Origin of the sequence: Anaerobiospirillum sp. NML120511 (assembly GCF_023050955.1) — a bacterium.
Taxonomy (GTDB): Bacteria; Pseudomonadota; Gammaproteobacteria; order Enterobacterales; family Succinivibrionaceae; genus Anaerobiospirillum.
In genome coordinates this window covers 51363-67795 of record NZ_JALKIK010000001.1, presented here as the reverse complement: position 1 = coordinate 67795, position 16433 = coordinate 51363, and the positions used below count along the sequence as shown (strand labels likewise).

Annotated in this window: 9 protein-coding genes; 5 read left to right on the top strand and 4 right to left on the bottom strand. The window is 48.8% G+C overall.

The window, feature by feature from the left end:
* Positions 1 to 2: 2 nt before the first annotated feature.
* Entirely contained in the window at positions 3 to 1949 is a 1947-nt protein-coding gene (locus MXE39_RS00130) for an ATP-binding cassette domain-containing protein (RefSeq protein ID WP_246977347.1), read from the top strand.
* 396 nt (positions 1950 to 2345) lie between these two features.
* The gene (locus MXE39_RS00125) at positions 2346 to 3425 is read left to right on the top strand and encodes a PHP domain-containing protein (RefSeq protein ID WP_246977345.1); all 1080 of its coding nucleotides are present in this window, start codon (positions 2346 to 2348) and stop codon (positions 3423 to 3425) included.
* 476 nt (positions 3426 to 3901) lie between these two features.
* Here MXE39_RS00125 and MXE39_RS00120 read toward each other — a convergent pair whose 3' ends face one another.
* Entirely contained in the window at positions 3902 to 5107 is a 1206-nt protein-coding gene (locus MXE39_RS00120; RefSeq protein WP_246977344.1) for an SDR family NAD(P)-dependent oxidoreductase, read from the bottom strand.
* A gap of 538 nt (positions 5108 to 5645) precedes the next feature.
* Between MXE39_RS00120 and MXE39_RS00115 the strand changes: the two genes are divergently transcribed.
* Complete coding sequence (locus tag MXE39_RS00115; RefSeq protein WP_246977342.1) at positions 5646 to 6545, top strand: flagellin; 900 nt, start codon at positions 5646 to 5648, stop codon at positions 6543 to 6545.
* A gap of 451 nt (positions 6546 to 6996) precedes the next feature.
* Here the strand turns inward: MXE39_RS00115 and MXE39_RS00110 are convergent, their stop codons facing one another.
* From MXE39_RS00110 to MXE39_RS00100, 3 genes are all read right to left on the bottom strand, one after another.
* Positions 6997 to 7269, bottom strand: coding sequence for a hypothetical protein (locus tag MXE39_RS00110; RefSeq protein WP_246977341.1), 273 nt, complete (start codon positions 7267 to 7269; stop codon positions 6997 to 6999).
* Between the two features lie 275 nt (positions 7270 to 7544).
* On the bottom strand, positions 7545 to 9965 hold the full coding sequence (locus MXE39_RS00105; RefSeq protein ID WP_246977388.1) for a transposase: 2421 nt from the start codon (positions 9963 to 9965) through the stop codon (positions 7545 to 7547).
* Between the two features lie 505 nt (positions 9966 to 10470).
* Positions 10471 to 11070, bottom strand: a complete 600-nt coding sequence (locus MXE39_RS00100; protein ID WP_246977340.1) for an NAD(P)H-dependent oxidoreductase — start codon at positions 11068 to 11070, stop codon at positions 10471 to 10473.
* Positions 11071 to 12174: 1104 nt separating this feature from the next.
* Here MXE39_RS00100 and MXE39_RS00095 point away from each other — a divergent pair.
* Together MXE39_RS00095 and MXE39_RS00090 are read left to right on the top strand one after the other, a co-directional pair.
* A complete protein-coding gene (locus tag MXE39_RS00095) occupies positions 12175 to 12645 on the top strand; it encodes a GNAT family N-acetyltransferase (protein ID WP_247073682.1) in 471 nt (156 codons plus the stop codon).
* 1796 nt (positions 12646 to 14441) lie between these two features.
* Positions 14442 to 15044: a cytidylate kinase-like family protein gene (locus MXE39_RS00090; protein WP_246977337.1), complete on the top strand. Its 603-nt coding sequence runs from the start codon at positions 14442 to 14444 to the stop codon at positions 15042 to 15044.
* Positions 15045 to 16433 lie beyond the last annotated feature (1389 nt).

Genomic DNA, 16433 nt, shown 5'->3' with positions numbered 1-16433 from the left:
CCATGGCTCTGATTACCATGATGGAGGCCTCACTGGCCTATGGCGACGATGCTCTGCTGTCCAGGGCTGACTTTGCTCTTGAAGAAGGAGAGCGTGTCTGCCTGGTAGGCCGTAATGGCACCGGCAAGTCCACGCTGCTCAAGCTCTTTGACCATCGTATTGAGCTTGACGACGGACGCATGATCTTCCGTGATGGTCTGCGTATCAATCGCCTGGCTCAGGATCCGCCTCAGGATGCTCAGGGCACTGTCTACTCCATGGTAGCCCGGGGTATTGATGTCGTGGGTGATGCTCTGGCTTCATTCAAGGAAAGCACTGATCCAAGGGAGCAGGAGCGTCTGGCAGCCTTTATCGAGCAGCATGACGGCTGGATCAAAGATGCCCTGATCTTCAAGATTCTCAACAAGATTGATCTCGATCCTGATACTCCGCTTAGCTCTCTGTCAGGTGGCTGGCGCCGTAAGGCGGCACTGGCTGCTGCCCTTGCCAACGAGCCGCAGGTACTGCTGCTTGATGAGCCGACCAACCATCTTGATATTGCAACCATTGCCTGGCTTGAGGAGTATCTGCTTGGCTTTAAGGGTACTGTAGTATTTGTCAGCCACGATCGTACCTTTGCGGATCATCTGGCTACCCGTATTGTGGAGCTGGACCGTGGCAAGCTCTATTCCTATCCAGGTGCTTTTGATGACTATCTGCGCCTGCGTGATGAGCGCCTGCGTCTTGAGGAACTGCAGCGAGCTGATTTTGATCGTGTCCTTGCTGAAGAGGAAGCCTGGATTCGCCGTGGTGTAAAGGCTCGACTGGCCCGTAATGAGGGTCGTGTGCGCAATCTTGAAGCCATGCGTAAGGAGCGCTCTGAGCGCCGTGACCGTCAGGGGCGTGCCATCATCAAAATCACCGAGGCTGACCGCTCTGGAAATATTGTTTTTGAGGCTGATAACATCACAGTGACCTGGGATGGCCGTGACATTATCAAAAACTTCAGCCCTGTAGTAATGCGTGGTGACCGTATTGGTATTGTCGGACCAAATGGCGCGGGCAAGACTACTCTTATCAAGGTGCTGATGGGGCTTGTAAAGCCTGATCATGGCTATGTGCGTATCGGTACCAATGTCGAGTCTCAGTACTTTGACCAGTATCATGAGCAGCTCGAGCCTGCCAAATCAGTAGCTGATAACGTAGCTGAGGGCAAGCAGGATGTTCCGGTCAATGGCCGTACTGTCCACGTTCTGTCTTACCTCAAGAACTTCCTTTTTACCGCCCGTCGTGCCCGCAGCCCGGTTTCGGTTCTGTCAGGTGGTGAGAAGAACCGTCTGATGCTCGCCCGCATCTTTGCCCGTCCATGCAATGTGCTCATTATGGACGAGCCTACCAATGACCTTGATCTTGAGACTCTCGACCTGCTTGAGGAAATGTTGCAGAACTTTCCGGGCACTGTACTTGTTATTTCTCACGATCGCCGCTTTATCGATGAGTTTGCTACTGAAACCTGGGTATTTGACGGCAATGGTCATATTGAGACTGTTGTGGGCGGCTGGTCTGATGTTGAGGCCTATTACCGCCGCATAGGCAAGAATGCCGCTCTGGTGGTCTCAGGCAAGGACAGTGAGCCTGAAAAGGCTGAACGTGCTGATAAGGCTGACAAGTCAGACAAAGGTGCAAAAGACAGTCAGGTTGACGCTGCTGCAGCTTCAGAGGGCAGCTCAAAGAGCAAGTCCAATAAGCTGTCCTTTACCGAGGCTCATGAGCTTGAAGCTTTGCCGGAAAAGATTGAGCTTAAAGAAGAGGAACTGGCTGCAGTTGATGCCCAGATTGCCGATCCAGCTCTGTACTCAAAGAGCCCTGATGAGATCAAGGCAGTTAACAACAAAAGAGCTGAGCTCGCCGCTGAGCTCGATGCCCTCTATGAGCGTTTTGAGCTGCTGATGGACAAGTCCGAAAGCTGACCTTGCAGCTCTTAGCCTGCAGGTTGCAGTCAGCTTGCGCAACAGCAGTCCGTCAGAGCTATTGCAGCCGCTGCAGCCGCATCCTTGCTTGAGCTGCCGCTGCGGCCGCATCCTGGCTGGGGCTGCAGCTTTAGCGCCATCCTTGCCACATCTCGGCTTCACACAGGCGCCATGCACCGCCATGTGCTCGCTCACAGAGCAGGCTGCTGCCAGGCCTGTCAGCCGGGCTGCTGCACGATTCAACAGCTGGGATGCTGGAGTGCTGAAGAGCAAACTGGTGCAGGAACCTGGCGCAGGGCAGGTTCAGGACCAGGAGCCATGCTGGACAATTATTTTTCAGTTTAAATGAGGCTGTGCCGCTGATTGCCTGAGGGTGGGCAGGGGCGCTGATTGAAGATGAGCACCATTAGCAATATTGATTTTCATTGCCATACCAAAGCATCAGATGGCGGACTGACCCCAACAGAGGTTGTACAGCGCGCATTCAGTCGCGGCCTTAACTATCTGGCCATTACCGATCATGATCTGGTTGCCGGTGTTGTTGAGGCCATGGCTGCTGCGCAAAAAGGCAACAAGCTGCTGTGCAGCGGTGCTGCAGATGCTCCTGAGGAGAATTACATTCTGCCTACTGCCCTGGTAACAGGGGTTAAAAATGGCACCCTGGAGCGCGATCCTGCAGAGCGTCAGCTCAGTATCATCCCAGGTATTGAATTTTCCACTACCTGGCGTAATGAGCAGATTCATATTGTTGGTCTTTACCTGGATATTGAAAATGCCGAGCTGACCCGTCTTATTGATGTCAGACGTGGTCAGAGAGTTGCCCGTGCGGTTGCCATAGGTGAGCGCCTTGAGCGCCTGGGCTTTGAGCGTCCTTATGAGCGCTGCTGTGAGCAGGCCCAGCCCGGTGCCTCCATTACCCGTGGCAATTATGCCCGTCTTATTTTCCAGGACGGCAAGGCACGCAGTATTGACGAGGCCTTTAACAAATACCTGCGCCGTGGTCAGAAGGCATATGTGCGCAATGACTGGGGGCCGGTAGATGAAACCGTAGCCGCCATCAAGGCTGCAGGCGGCATTGCAGTGCTGGCCCACCCTCGTCGCTACAAGATTTCCAACCGCCGTCTGCGTATGCTTATTGAGGACTTCATTGCCTGTGGTGGTGAGGCCATAGAGGTCTCCTCATCACAGCAAAGTGAAGCCGATCGTGAGTACCTGACTACCCTGTGCCGCAATTACAAAATAATGGCCAGCCTGGGCTCAGACTTCCACAATCCGGATATATTCCGCAATTTAGGCCAGAACCTCGACCTTGCTGAAGATCTGACCCCTGTATGGCATGCCCCGCAGGCACGTGCCTTTGCCATGGGCGAGCAAATCAGGCAGCGTGTGGTCTCACTGACCTTCAATCCAGACGCCGATCCTCAGCCCCAGACTGAAAATGCCAGTTCAGCTGCTCAGCCAGCTCAGCAAGTCTGATCCTCATGCCTGCCAGGCCACTGTGCCTGCCAGACAACTGTGCCTGCGGGGCCACTGAGCTTGCCGGGCCACTGTGCCTGCCAATGACTGATACAGCCCCCGGCATTTAAGTTGCCATATGCCATATGCCTCTGCCGTGCGGCAAAAGGCTGAGATGGCTATAACTCTATTGTCAAAACAGCAGGGCCCGCCATGAGTTGAATCTCAAGGCGGGCCCTGTTCTATTGGGGCAACAGTTTGAGGCATCATGCGCCAGCACATACCGGATAATCCTGAGGGCATCCTGATTGATGCATGAGGTCACCATTGCGCGCCAGCTGACAGCCTGACCTGGTCTCACCATGACGAAACCAGGGCGCGCCAGCTGACAGCCTGACCAGGTCTCACCATGACGAAACCTGGGCACGCCAGCTGACAGCCTGACCTGGTCTCACCATGACTACACCTGGACGTCACCAGGAGGGCAATGGCAAAGGTCAGAACATGTTCAGGCGCTTGAAAATGAAGTCAGGGATATGGCGGGTAACACACATAATGTAGCGCCACAGCCACATGGTATAAAGCACCGCAGGTCTGGTATGCCATGCCCTGACAATGTCCCTGGCTACTGTTTCTGTGGGAGCAGTGATATAGGGTGGCAGTTTGCGGCCAGCTACCATACGTGTTCTGACATATCCAGGTCTTATGTCCACAACTGATACGCCGCTTTGATACAGCCTGACACGCAGTCCAGAGAGAAATGCGCTCATGGCAGCTTTGGAGGCTCCGTAGAAGTAGTTGGAGCAGCGTCCCCTGTCTCCAGCTACTGAGGTGATGACCATAATGCATCCGTGCCTGCGCTCCTCAAAATAGCTGGCTGCGGCGCTGACCAGTGGCATAAGGCCGGTGCAGTTGCTGCGCATTATCTCTTCGCCCTCAGCCGGGTCATGCTCTGCCCAATGCTGATTACCAAGATAACCAGCAGCACAGAAAAGAGTATCCACCCCACTGCATACCTTCTCTTCACTTTCACTTACCTGATTGGCCTCTGCCGTAAGTCTCTGCCAGAGCATCTTCATGTCAGCATTCGGCATCCCGGTATCAAAGTAGTGACAGCTGCATTGACATCCGTGGGTTGAAGTCAGCTCAACAGCTGTCCTCTCAAGAACAGTCATATTGCGACCACACAGTGAAAAGCGCCATGAGCCGGTGCGGGCAAATTCCTTGATAGCAGCTATGGCAATCTCCGATGATGCACCCAGCACCACCATATGCCTAACCGCCGTATCAGCCTGATCAGCCAGTTCCTCAACTCCATCATCAGCGCAATCCCCCTTAAGCTCAGCGGCTTCATCGTCAACAACTTCAGAGGCATCATCGTCAACAACTGCAGAGGCATCATCGACCACAACGTCAGCGGCATGCCTTGCTTTTTGGGCAGCAGCTGAAATGCATCCATAAACCCTTGCCCAGCCTGTTTCAGAATGAGCAGAAATCACATGTACTGCTGTTGCAGATCCCATGGCTGGGGCTGCTACTTCGTGTTCGTTTCCTGAAGGAGCAGCAGACTCACCAGTTTGATGATCAATCTCAGTGCGCAGATGAGAAGAGCTGTCCGCATCATTGAAAAAAGAAGGGGACGGCTCTTTTCCTTTATTACTGACGCTATTTGGGCTGCAATGGTCATTTTTGTGCCGATCCATGGGCTGTCTCCAAGATGACTTTGTGCGGTCTGTACCCTATTATCCACGATAAACCTGTCATACAAGCCAAAGATCTGTAAGAGCCATTTTTGTACTCATAAAATAGATATAACAGGCGTTTGTTTTGTTAACGGTTGCATGAGAGCGGTTTTAGGCATTGGACAAACAATCTTACGAAAGGCGCCTGTGCTTGATCTGTGGTCTATGTCTGGTAATCTGTCTACAGAGAATACATATATACATATGGCGATTATAGAGAGAAAGTGCATGCATCAGAGGATTTTGCAGAAAACTCAAAGCCTGCACAGAGCGAGAAGAGAGAACCTGGATCGTCATATAAACAGTCAACACAGAATAAAAATCGGATAGCCGTGTCAGCAGATCGGTTTATCGGATTTTGCCTGAAACATGTTCGGTATACCCAACACATCAGGCCTTTATGCAAACGACCAAAGTCTGCTGATTGTAGTTGTAATGGCATCTTTGCAGAGATGCCCGTCATGTCAGGCTTGCGGCCTGACATTCAGGAGAGAACCCCATGGCAATTTACGTCAACACGAACGTCAGCTCTTTACAGGGCAGAAACCAGCTGAACAATGTACAGAACAGCTTAAATACGACCTACCAGCGCCTCTCTTCAGGTCTTAGAATTAATTCTGCAAAGGACGATGCCGCCGGCCTTCAGATATCAAGCAGGTTAACCACTCAGATTAATGGCCTGAATCAGGCTAACCGCAACGCCTCTGATGGTATTGCTCTTGCCCAGACTGTTGAAGGTGCCATGGACGAAATATCCGGCATGCTGCAGAAGATCCGCACTCTTGCTGTTCAGTCTGTTAACGGTACCAACACAGCTGAGGACCGCAATGCCCTCAAGAAAGAGTCAGATGCCCTTGCTGCCGAAATTCAGCGTGTTGCAGAAAAGACCACCTTTGGTGGCAAGACTGTCTTATTTGGCGATGGCACAGGTTCGATTTATGGTGCTGCCCAGGCCGCAACCGCAGGTAAGATGATCCTTCAGGTAGGCGCTAACAGTGGCGATACCATTACATTCAATGTTAATACTTTCTCTATTGGAAAGTTTACAGAGCGTGCTAATGGTGGTCAGGTAGATGCAAAGTTCTTTGATCAAAAGCAGTTCCAGATTCAGACTGTTGAAGGCGCAAATGGTACCATTGACCTTGTAGATAAGATGCTTGGCGTTATTGAGGGTGATCGTGCCAACCTGGGCGCTTTACAAAACAGATTAGAGTCCAGCATTCGTAACCAGGCAAATGTTTCTGCAAACCAGGCTGATGCTCGTAGCAGAATTCGCGACGCAGACTTCGCAGAAGAGTCTTCCAACCTTACTCAGCAGTCAATCATCCAGCAGGCTGCCACCTCTATGCTGATGCAGTCTAATACCCGTCCACAGCTGGCTCTGTCCATGCTCGGCTGATTATAAGTTTTTTGTTCTCTCTCTCTTAGTCCAGGGCGGTGCGGCTTATGTTGTGCCGCCTTTTTGAGAGCAAATGCTGTAGTAATACAGCATTTTATTGCGATCCTGATATGCCTCAGAATTGCTTTACATAACTAAATAAAGATTAAGTTAACATCATCACATGTTAAATTACCGTACTTGCGGAACGGTAATACATACTACTTTATAATATGTTTTGTAGCGTATGCCACAGCAGTCTTAAGGTTTATCAACAGACCATACTGGTATGATTTTGCAGTTGTTATGACATCTTTGCAGAGGTGTCTGTCAGGCGCATTATTAAAGTGACCTGAAAGCCAGGAGAGAACTGTATGCCAGCTTATGTAAATACCAATATCAGCTCGTTACAGGGGTGAAACCAGCTCAACAGTATTCAAAATAAAAAGCACCCGTATTGGGCGCCTTTTAATCACTTGCTCTTATTCTTTTGATTTTCCAGATGCTTCTTGATTTCATATTCAAGTCGTTCAGTTCCATCAGTCTGAATAAAAAACGGTTCTTCCTCCACAGCTGAATTGCAAAGCAAAAAGATTGGTAAGCCTGTGACCGCTCCGGGCTTCACATCAGGCATATAATGAAAAACATAATATCCTGATATAACTTCTTTTGTATTGTAAAATCTGCCTCTCAGATTTTCCTTAGATATGCGCTTCTTATAGTACTCAATTGGGACTTTGGCCATATTTCTTCTGTCCTAATCCATACGTGGGCGTCGTTCCAGCTGGGGCACAATTTTCCCGACTGTTTCAGAAACGATAACACAGTTATCCTCGCGGAAACAATATATACGCTAATTTTGAAAATTTTGGACCAATATCTGAAGTTTTGTAGCTGGAAAATCAAATATTTTGCATCGATAAACATCGAAAACTATGTGTAGATATTGGCCCGTGATTATGATAACTAAAACATATTAGTTAGCATTTGTAAAATAATGCATGTGCCTGCGATTGCAGCCTACTGAGAACGAGCGGCTGATGCTATAGCCTCCCTGGCAAGAGTTTTCTTATTCTTGCTGCCTGGTGGTCTTCCTCGCCCCCGTTTTAAGGACTGGGAGCCACAGTCAATCACAGCAACTCCTTCACGAATCAGAGTCTTCTTGTTTTTGCTGCCAGGTGGCCTGCCCCTTCCACGGGGGAGAGCCTGAGCAGCTGCAGCCATCTCTCGCTCAATTGTTTTCTTGTTCTTGCTTCCTTTTGGCCTTCCTCTCCCACGCTTGAATGTACTGAGGTCAGTACTGACTGATGAAACAAAAGCGTTTTTGTAACTGCTGATATTTACCTCACTGCCACTCTTAATATCCTGCTCTGAAAGAGCCTCAGCCATAGCAGCTTCGCGTGCCAGGGTGCTCTTGTTCCTGCTTCCAGGTGGGCGCCCTCTGCCCCTTCTCTGCGACTGTTCTGACGGGGCATTAGCCATGGCAGCTTCGCGTGCCAGAGTGCTCTTATTCTTACTGCCAGGAGGACGGCCTCTGCCCCTTCGCTGTGTCTGTGCTGACGGAGCTCCAAACATTGAAGCTTCGCGTGCAAGTGTCTTCTTGTTTTTGCTGCCAGGAGGGCGACCAGGCTTTCTGGTCTTTACAGCCGGGGCGGCTCCGGAAGAGCCGTATGGGTAGCAATAGTCCTTGTTAATAGAGTTTTGGATTATGTCAACAAAACGGTCTGCCTCAGTCCTGATATTGTCCTGCTCAAATGAGGTTAGCTCCCTGTATTGGGATAGATTGGTTCCCTGTCTAATCTTTGTCATTTGGGTTGCCAGGTCTGCAAGATCAGCCTTTGTAACCCCAATAGAGCTAAACAGTTTTGATACGGAAACATCTCCGCTGTTTGAGACGCGGAAAATTCCATCCAGGTTTGCTTCCACAGCTACATTGCAAAGCCTGTCAATAAGATGATTAGGCTTTGCACCTATGTTATTGCAGTGATTTGAGTAAACCTGTCTGAATACAGCTGAAATGAAAGAAACCGCAATTCTTGCCTCTATGCCAGCATCTGTATGGCCACGAAGTGTATCGAACTCAAGTTCAGACTTGATCATTCTGAACGTCTTCTCTGAAGTGTCTATTAACGAGTACATACTATAGAGATGGCGTGCGTCTATGTCCATTGACGATGCCACTGCAAAATAGCCTTTTGAGTCATAGACACTTTGCCAGGTATCAAAATCTACCGCTACACCAGCTGGCAAGCCGTCATCTGATACCTCAATTGAAATGATGTCACTGAACCTGTTATTAACAGCAATGTCGTGGCGTCCCTGACGTAACTCCTCATCAATTCGCTCTATCTCGCAGGTTAACTTGTCAGAAAAGTCTTCAGCTCGTTCATCAGCATTGAGACTGCTGAAAAACAGGCCTACTTTTGTCATAGAGTTACTCTTTCTAAATACCTTTACCTCTCCAGTTATGCCGTAAAGACCGCCGTTCATGATACGGCGGGAAACCACGCGTCTTATATCATCACAATGATGTTTAAACATCTCACTGAAGCCATTACAGTCATCTTTCAGCATGATGATGTACTCAAGGCCGTATGAGCTGATAAGACTCATGATTGCCTCAGAAGCAAAGCCTCGGTCCAGAAGAACGCCCTTGACCCCCAGATCATGCTCTCCCAGAAAGGTCATGATTCTTTCAAATGCAACGCAGTCAGGTACGTTTCCCTCATTAACGAACCAGGTTACTGGGACGCCTGTACTAACATCAACAGCCCAAATCTGACCAATAATCATGGTGCTGTTGCCTGTTTTTGACTTGTCATGAGCAGCTAAAGCGCTTCCTACAGTCTTGCAGTCACTGTTTGATCCGTCGATACTGAGCCAGACCTCCTTAAGGTCATTGTTTCTCTGGTACTCGTTAATCCAGCTGACTTTGAAGTCTTGAATTTGACTGGAACTAATACGCTTTGTAAGCATTTTGCTGACTGATGAGCTACTGACTTTGTTGAGGGAGTAGTGCATGTGGGCCTCAACAAAATCATCGATAAGATAAACAGCACTGCTCCTTTTAGCGAAAGCCATCATTGCAAGATCCATAAGGATATTACCATCAGCGGCGCCAAATGACCTTTGCACACACTGGTACAAGCCTATCGCGGCGCACACTCTAAGATTTGCAGCGTAAAGACCGGTAATTATGCGGTTTGATGCGGAGCTTCCTGCTCCGTAACACTGTTCAAACTCATCTGAGTACAGTCTGCGCATGTTCTCGTTAGGAGCCATCATTAAAGCGCCATTAGTGGATACTTTATCTACAAGCTTGCCTAATACAACCTTTCTGCGCTTGCCTCCCTCATAGTACCTGTGAAACACACGGCCATCTGATGTTACAGACGCCCATGCAGGTACTGGCATCTCAGGAATATTATAAAAAATAGCCACCAAACAACCCCTTTAATATTGTCCCGCCTGGATCAGTAAATTCTACAATATTTTCGGGAATATGCCAATGAAGTATTTTAAAATACTTATATTAAATGTGATATTTATGAGATTTTTGGCAAAATATTAATAATATATTTTATGAGGGGGTTATATTGTGGTCCAAAAGATTCAAAATTAGCGTATATGAGCCTGCATCTGCATCAGGTGAAGGCAAGGGTGATGCATCAGGTGTTTCAGGGGCCAGTGTACTTTTATGGGACAGGATGGCCGTGATCTTGAAAACAACAGGGCCCGTAACTGATTGAAAGTCAGTTACGGGCCCTTTTTGTTGCCTGTTGTGAGCACTGTTTACATCATCTGGCAATTTAGTTATGGTGCTGTGATGTCCATTATCATGCTCATTCACCACTTGCCATTATTACGCTTTGTATAACGATTTACAGGGCGTATTGAGATAATTGTAGAATTGCCGGAATAAAGATGTAAGCTCTTGCAGCTGTTATCAGACAATGTGCTGCTCGATGTGCTCCTTGAAGCGGGCAAGATCGTGCTTGATGCTTGGGTTCTTGTAGATGTCGTTAGCGGTAAAGCTCGGCAGAGGGCTCATGCCGACAAACTGGAAGGTCTTGTGGAAAGGTACGAGCAGACCGTCAATACCAATGCCGCCAAAGAACTGCTTGGCATCAGTAAATGCCTGAAGAGGGGCATTCCAGGTTGATGACAGCATGTACTTCTTGTCTGTGAGCAGACCGCCGGTACCATAGCGGGACTCAGGGTTGTCACGATGACGGCCGTCACCACCACCTGAAATACGACGATCACCAAAAACGGTATCAAAGTACTTCTTGAGCTGCCATGGGCCGCCCATCCAGTAGCCTGGCATCTGAACGATGATGTAGTCAGCGGCAAGTACCTTGTCAGCCTCGGCAGTAACATCGTAATCCTTTTCTACCAGAGTCACGTCTACTTTCATGCCACGTTCCTGCAGAACTTCTGAGGCAATGGCGGAAAATGAGTGGTTAAGTTCGCCTTTGGCAAAGGCACCTTCGATGCCGGCATCAATGATTAATACGTGTTTCTGCTTTGCTGTTTTATCTGTCATCTGGTCAATCCTGTCCTGACTAAACTGAGTTATTCCACCCGTAGCCCTGTCCGGTCAGCGCTTCTGCTGACTGCATTAGTAAAGCTCTGCAGCTTTTACTCCTTGCCTGCTCCCGGAGACTTGATGTCCCATGTTATGGTGCCTGCTGAACAGATCAAATGGGCTTCATGAGAAGCTCATACCTGAGCCTGCACTCTGATATTGATCCTGCAGCATAGTCCTGTCGTGCTCAGGACTGGGGCATTTACATGCTTTGCATGAAGGCAGAGCTCGCTAAGCAGAGCCTGAAGCTGTGGTTGCCTTACATGAACATGTGGCAACGTTTACTTCGGGGCAGAAGAGCTTTAACCGGCCTGAAAGTAAGGCAGCATGGGACAATTCGTGCTGCATGGGCATAACGGGCCTGAAAAAATTACCCGGGCATTGTATTTGGCCCGGCGGCATAATCCAACTGGGCTTAATAAAAGCTATCATTTTGGTGCACACTTGTAAGAGCCAGTAAAAAATCTGCATGAAATGCATACTTATGGGGCATTTAGTGTGTGACCCCGTGTTCAATGGGGATGTATAACTATGCTCACAGTGGCAAACAGTCGGTCAATTAAGCACTTGCGGACCTGCGGTCAGCCGCAATTGTAGATAAAGATTATTAGCGCACTGTAATAGCACTGTAAGCATCAGATTAAGCAGAGAGCGCTCGGTGCATCAAACAGATGCACATATTGTATGCAGCTAACCCAGGGAGTAATATCGGCCCTTAACAACCTCACTGACTGATCTGCCCCCTGCATTGCTCCGGTATCTGGGTGAAGCCTTTTACAAGCGACAGCTTGCCTGAACATGCCTGTTTGAACATGTTAAGGCACTAAAGGTCCAGAGAGGGTGGTGCAATGCTGTCGAGCATATTGCTTAAAAAGCTCATGGCATTTCGCTTTATCTGGTGTGAGCAGCTTATCCGCCTGATGGACCTGCTATTCGGCCTGATGTGGCAGCTCTGCAGCTCTTTGGCTCAGTTTGCTGGCCTGATGGGGCAGCTATCTGGTGAGCTGCAGATATATACAGTGAGGTAATGATCAGAGTGTTTCTGTCCGGCAGGATGAGATATTGGAGTACACAGTGAAGATTGTTGACGGCCTCCCTTACCTCGATGAGGTAAAAGTCATGATTAAGGACTATGTCCAGTGGTTGAACAGAGACCTCAGTTTTCAGAATCTTGAGGAGGAGCTGGCAGATGTAGCGGCCCGTTACTGTGAGCCAAACGGACACCTTCTGGTGGCTCTTGCTGACTCAGGTGAGGTTATGGGCATGGTTGCCTATAAGAAGCTCAGTGAGTGCACCTGCGAGATGAAGCGACTGTATGTTAAGGAATCGTTCCGTGGCAGTGGCGCAGGTGACGCCCTGATTAAGGAAATTATCACCATTGCCCGCAACGAAGGCCTTGATGAAATGGTGCTTGATACCATTGAGCCTCTGAAAGCTGCAATAGCCCTGTATGAGCGCAATGGCTTTGTACAGTGTGCTCCTTACTACCATAACCCTATGCCAGATGTGCGCTATTACTCAAGAGCTCTGTAGCCAAACTATACAGGGCATGACCCATAGTCAGGGCGCATGCCATGGCAGCTTTCTGAGCACGTGACAGAGCCGTTGTTTCCGTTGGTCTTTATGGCAGTTACTGGCTACGCAATGGGTGTAAGAGCAGCCTTGTAAATACAGTATTGGGCAGAAAGGGCAGTGCGTTCCGTCAATGCAAATGTAGATCTGCACTAAGCTTAATTTACCTCCCTTGAGCGAGCTGGCATCATGGTGATGTAAGAGCAAATTGATCTCAGGTGCTGTAGTGAATTTGCCTTAGTGCCGGGAAGCTTGTACATAAGACAATCTGGTGCTCAGCAGGCTTGCGCAGTGTATGTTCTGCCATATGTCATTGCATGCGTCTGTAAAGGTAGCATGCAATATTGCAGAAGCGAGGCTTAAAGAGCAGACAAATTATGAAACATATCCCTGGGTACTTATGCCAGGATTATGTACATGATGTGTTTCATAATGTTTTGTAAATTATATTGTCTGCCTGGAGGTTATGTTTTTTTGTTAGACAATTCAGCCCATTTGCTTGAGTGCGTAGCGGCGCCGATACTGTTGCAACTGCATTGCCTCGACATGTACAAGGACTTTGAGTTTGTACATATCCTTTTCTGAGGCACGGCGCTGAGGCTGACATTCCTGGGCTCTGGCGCCTCTTTAATGAGGGGCTGGGTGAGGAGCTGTAACTTGTCTGGGCTTATGCCATGCGCCACAGGCGTAGGCGAGTCAGTTCAAGTTGCCAACAGTTATTTCAATGTGGTTAAGATGAGCTGTGCAGCATGTCTGCGCAGCCAGTCTGAGCAGCCTGTCTGTGGGGGCGTAGCGGCCTGGTTTTGTTGCTGCAAAAGTGCATTATTTTAGAGCAACAGGCAGCTTTAACTGTCCTGGTTAAATATGAATAATGTCAGGTCAATTCAGTGTACATTTGATCTTCTGATAAAACTGACCTGGGCTGTTTATGGCTTATATATCGTATTTTTGTATAGAGAGGATACAGCTCTTTCTTGCTTTGCCTCTGCATTTGAGGTGGCAGCTTTAAGCATCCTCCTGTATGGGTAAAATGGCCTGGTATGCCTGTAAAGGCTATATACAGGCCATTTTTGTATGTCTGATACGTCTGGGTGGCTGTCAGGCCTGGGAGGGGGGTCTGACAATATGAGCCAGTCAGAGATGATGGCCCTGATGCAAAAATGCGTTCTTTGAGTTAAGATTAAGAACATACAGTGATCGTTATTGCAATCAGTGCAATTAGTAGAGCAAGAGCTGTTCTTAATTAATACACTCCGTATGCTTTTATAAAGCATAATCATGGTATGTTGTCTTTCTTGAACAGCTGCGATACCGGCAGGCCAACAGGGTATAAAGGCCCGGTCGTAAACCGGTATAAGACAGTCAGTACAATGCAGGTGGCGTGATTATCAGCTTATTCTGGCTATCCAGAGTGCCTGGTCATGATGCAGCCTGTTATGTCGGCACAGCAGTGTCGATTCGTGAATCTGTTTGATGACAGGTTATTTCAGCTCAGAGATCATGGCAAAAACCAGTCTGTATACCTGTGTCACATGTGATTGAATCATTTACATGAGACCTGTATGCAACAGGTTAAATGCGTCAGCTCATGGCTGTAGACGTATGTCATAAATCATCAGGTCCCTGTGATCGTGAGCAGACGAGCATAGGGATGCGAAGAATAAAACAGTTCACATAATGGTACTGATCTGCGACATGGAGTGGTGGAGACTCTTTGCGCCTGGATTTGCATTTCTATTTAGAAATATGGGTCTATTATGTCTAATATCGTTATTGCCATTTCCCGTCAGTACGGTGCTGCAGGCCGTGAAATTGCCACTCTGGTGGCTCAGAAGCTGGGCGTACATCTGTATGACCGTCAGCTCGTTCACATTGCTGCAGCGCAGCTGCAAATCGATCAGCTTACTGAGGAAGAGCTCCTCAGACTCGAAAGTGAAGTTCCTCCTCTCAGCATGAACTTCACTCCTTTCTTCTCCTTTGGTATGCGTGGTGAGAAGCCGCTCAACCAGCAGATTTTTGAAGCTGAGGCTGGCGTTATTGCCCGTCTGGCCCGCCATGAGAGCTGCGTTATCCTGGGTCGCTGTGCTGACTTCGTACTGCACAATGAGCGTAATGTTCTGACAGTGTTCATCGGAGCCTCTGACAAGTTCCGTGAGCATCGTGCAGCTACTGTTTATGAGGGCAAGAGCCTTGCTGACCTTAACAAGGAAGATGCCAAGCGTGCCAGCTATTACAAACACTTTACTGCTCAGACCTTTGGTGCCAAGGAAAACTACGATCTGATGATCCGTTCTGATAAGGGCACAACTGAGGAGATTGCCGACTCTATCGTAGCTTATGCTCGCGCCTTTATTAAGTAGTAACAAATTACATTATGGCGTGGTCTGAGACTGCGTTGTGAAGATTATGAAGGGGACTGCCAATGGCTGTCCCCTTTTTGCTGCACTTTATAAAACAAATTATGCGGCAGTATATTTCTGCAATCAGCACACTTCAGCATCAAATTGCTCAGCCACTTATGAGCATTGCTCTGATCGCATTGTAATCTTTACCGTATTTTGAACAGCAAGTGCCAGCCAGCTGGTATCACAGTTTTAAGCTCAGATGCAGCCAGTACGCAGCGCTGGTCTGCGTGTTTTAAGCGTTCAATGGGGTTGTGCTTCTATGGAGGCCACAATGCATTGCCCACCGCATAAATACACGCTACAACTGCTCCTTCAGTCTTGCCGCCCCGCAGGAGCCGTCAGGCTACCATGTGCAGGCAGGTATACTGCTGTTGTGCCAGCCTCAGCGCATGCACTGGAGCGTGCAGGGGATCATGAACTGGAACGTAGATGGGCACATGCACTGGAGTGTGCTGGAGCGTATGCACTGGAGTGTGCATGGCTCATGAACTGGAGTGTAGATGGGGGCATGCACTGGAGCGTGCTGGGGCGCTCGCACCGGATGCTATAGTGGCGCATAGATTTGTCCATATCCAGTCCCAGGGTATGGCTCCTCCTGTTCATTTACCATGCTTTTGACTCCTGATTCATTGCTGGGGCTGATATGCAGGCTGTCATGACTCATACCGTTGTACATCATCTGGTGCCAAATACCGTGCTGCATCATCATGTGCCAACAGGCAGGCCTCAACACATATATCCAACGACATGTTATGGAGTTTGTCTTATGACCCTGTCATCAGGCCTGGCTGGAGCCTGATATCGCCTTGCTGGTGTTTTGCTGTTGAGCTCACAGGCATGGACGGTGTTTTGCTGGGGATATTCACGTTATGGCCATCCCTGGAGGAGCTGTCTGGGCTAGTCGTCAATAAGCTGCAGCTACACGCTACCATCAGGCGGTCGTCTGGACTGTCATCGGCTGGAGTTGCAGCATAAAAAAGGCCCGCAACTCGGTCAGGAGTTACGGGCCTTCGATTCGTGGAAACATAGGATTAAAAATCTTTCTGCGTAACAGATATTACGAGTCATATCTGTTGTTTAACCGTGCAGATTCGGTACAGGCAATCCATACAATTATGTCTGCATCACTGTGGATGCATCAGATTGCAACACTGGGTACAGCGGGCTCATGCAGGACTTGCGAGCCGAATTTATGCTGAGGTGAGCTTATGCTTCATGCATCAGGCTGTTCAGTGTTCATTCTCAGGCGCTAACCATGAGTCCAGTTTGTGTGATCCTTGCTGAGGCGTAGAAATATCAGCTCAGATCCATGAGAGCAGGGACTGTTCTATCTGCCTTTTATCC

Excerpts from the sequence above, each read along its gene's own strand:
- MXE39_RS00130 (WP_246977347.1), top strand. The coding sequence starts at position 3 with ATGGCTCTGATTACCATGATGGAGGCCTCACTGGCCTATGGCGACGAT.
- MXE39_RS00125 (WP_246977345.1), top strand. The coding sequence starts at position 2,346 with ATGAGCACCATTAGCAATATTGATTTTCATTGCCATACCAAAGCATCA.
- MXE39_RS00120 (WP_246977344.1), bottom strand. The coding sequence starts at position 5,107 with ATGGATCGGCACAAAAATGACCATTGCAGCCCAAATAGCGTCAGTAAT.
- MXE39_RS00115 (WP_246977342.1), top strand. The coding sequence starts at position 5,646 with ATGGCAATTTACGTCAACACGAACGTCAGCTCTTTACAGGGCAGAAAC.
- MXE39_RS00110 (WP_246977341.1), bottom strand. The coding sequence starts at position 7,269 with ATGGCCAAAGTCCCAATTGAGTACTATAAGAAGCGCATATCTAAGGAA.
- MXE39_RS00100 (WP_246977340.1), bottom strand. The coding sequence starts at position 11,070 with ATGACAGATAAAACAGCAAAGCAGAAACACGTATTAATCATTGATGCC.
- MXE39_RS00090 (WP_246977337.1), top strand. The coding sequence starts at position 14,442 with ATGTCTAATATCGTTATTGCCATTTCCCGTCAGTACGGTGCTGCAGGC.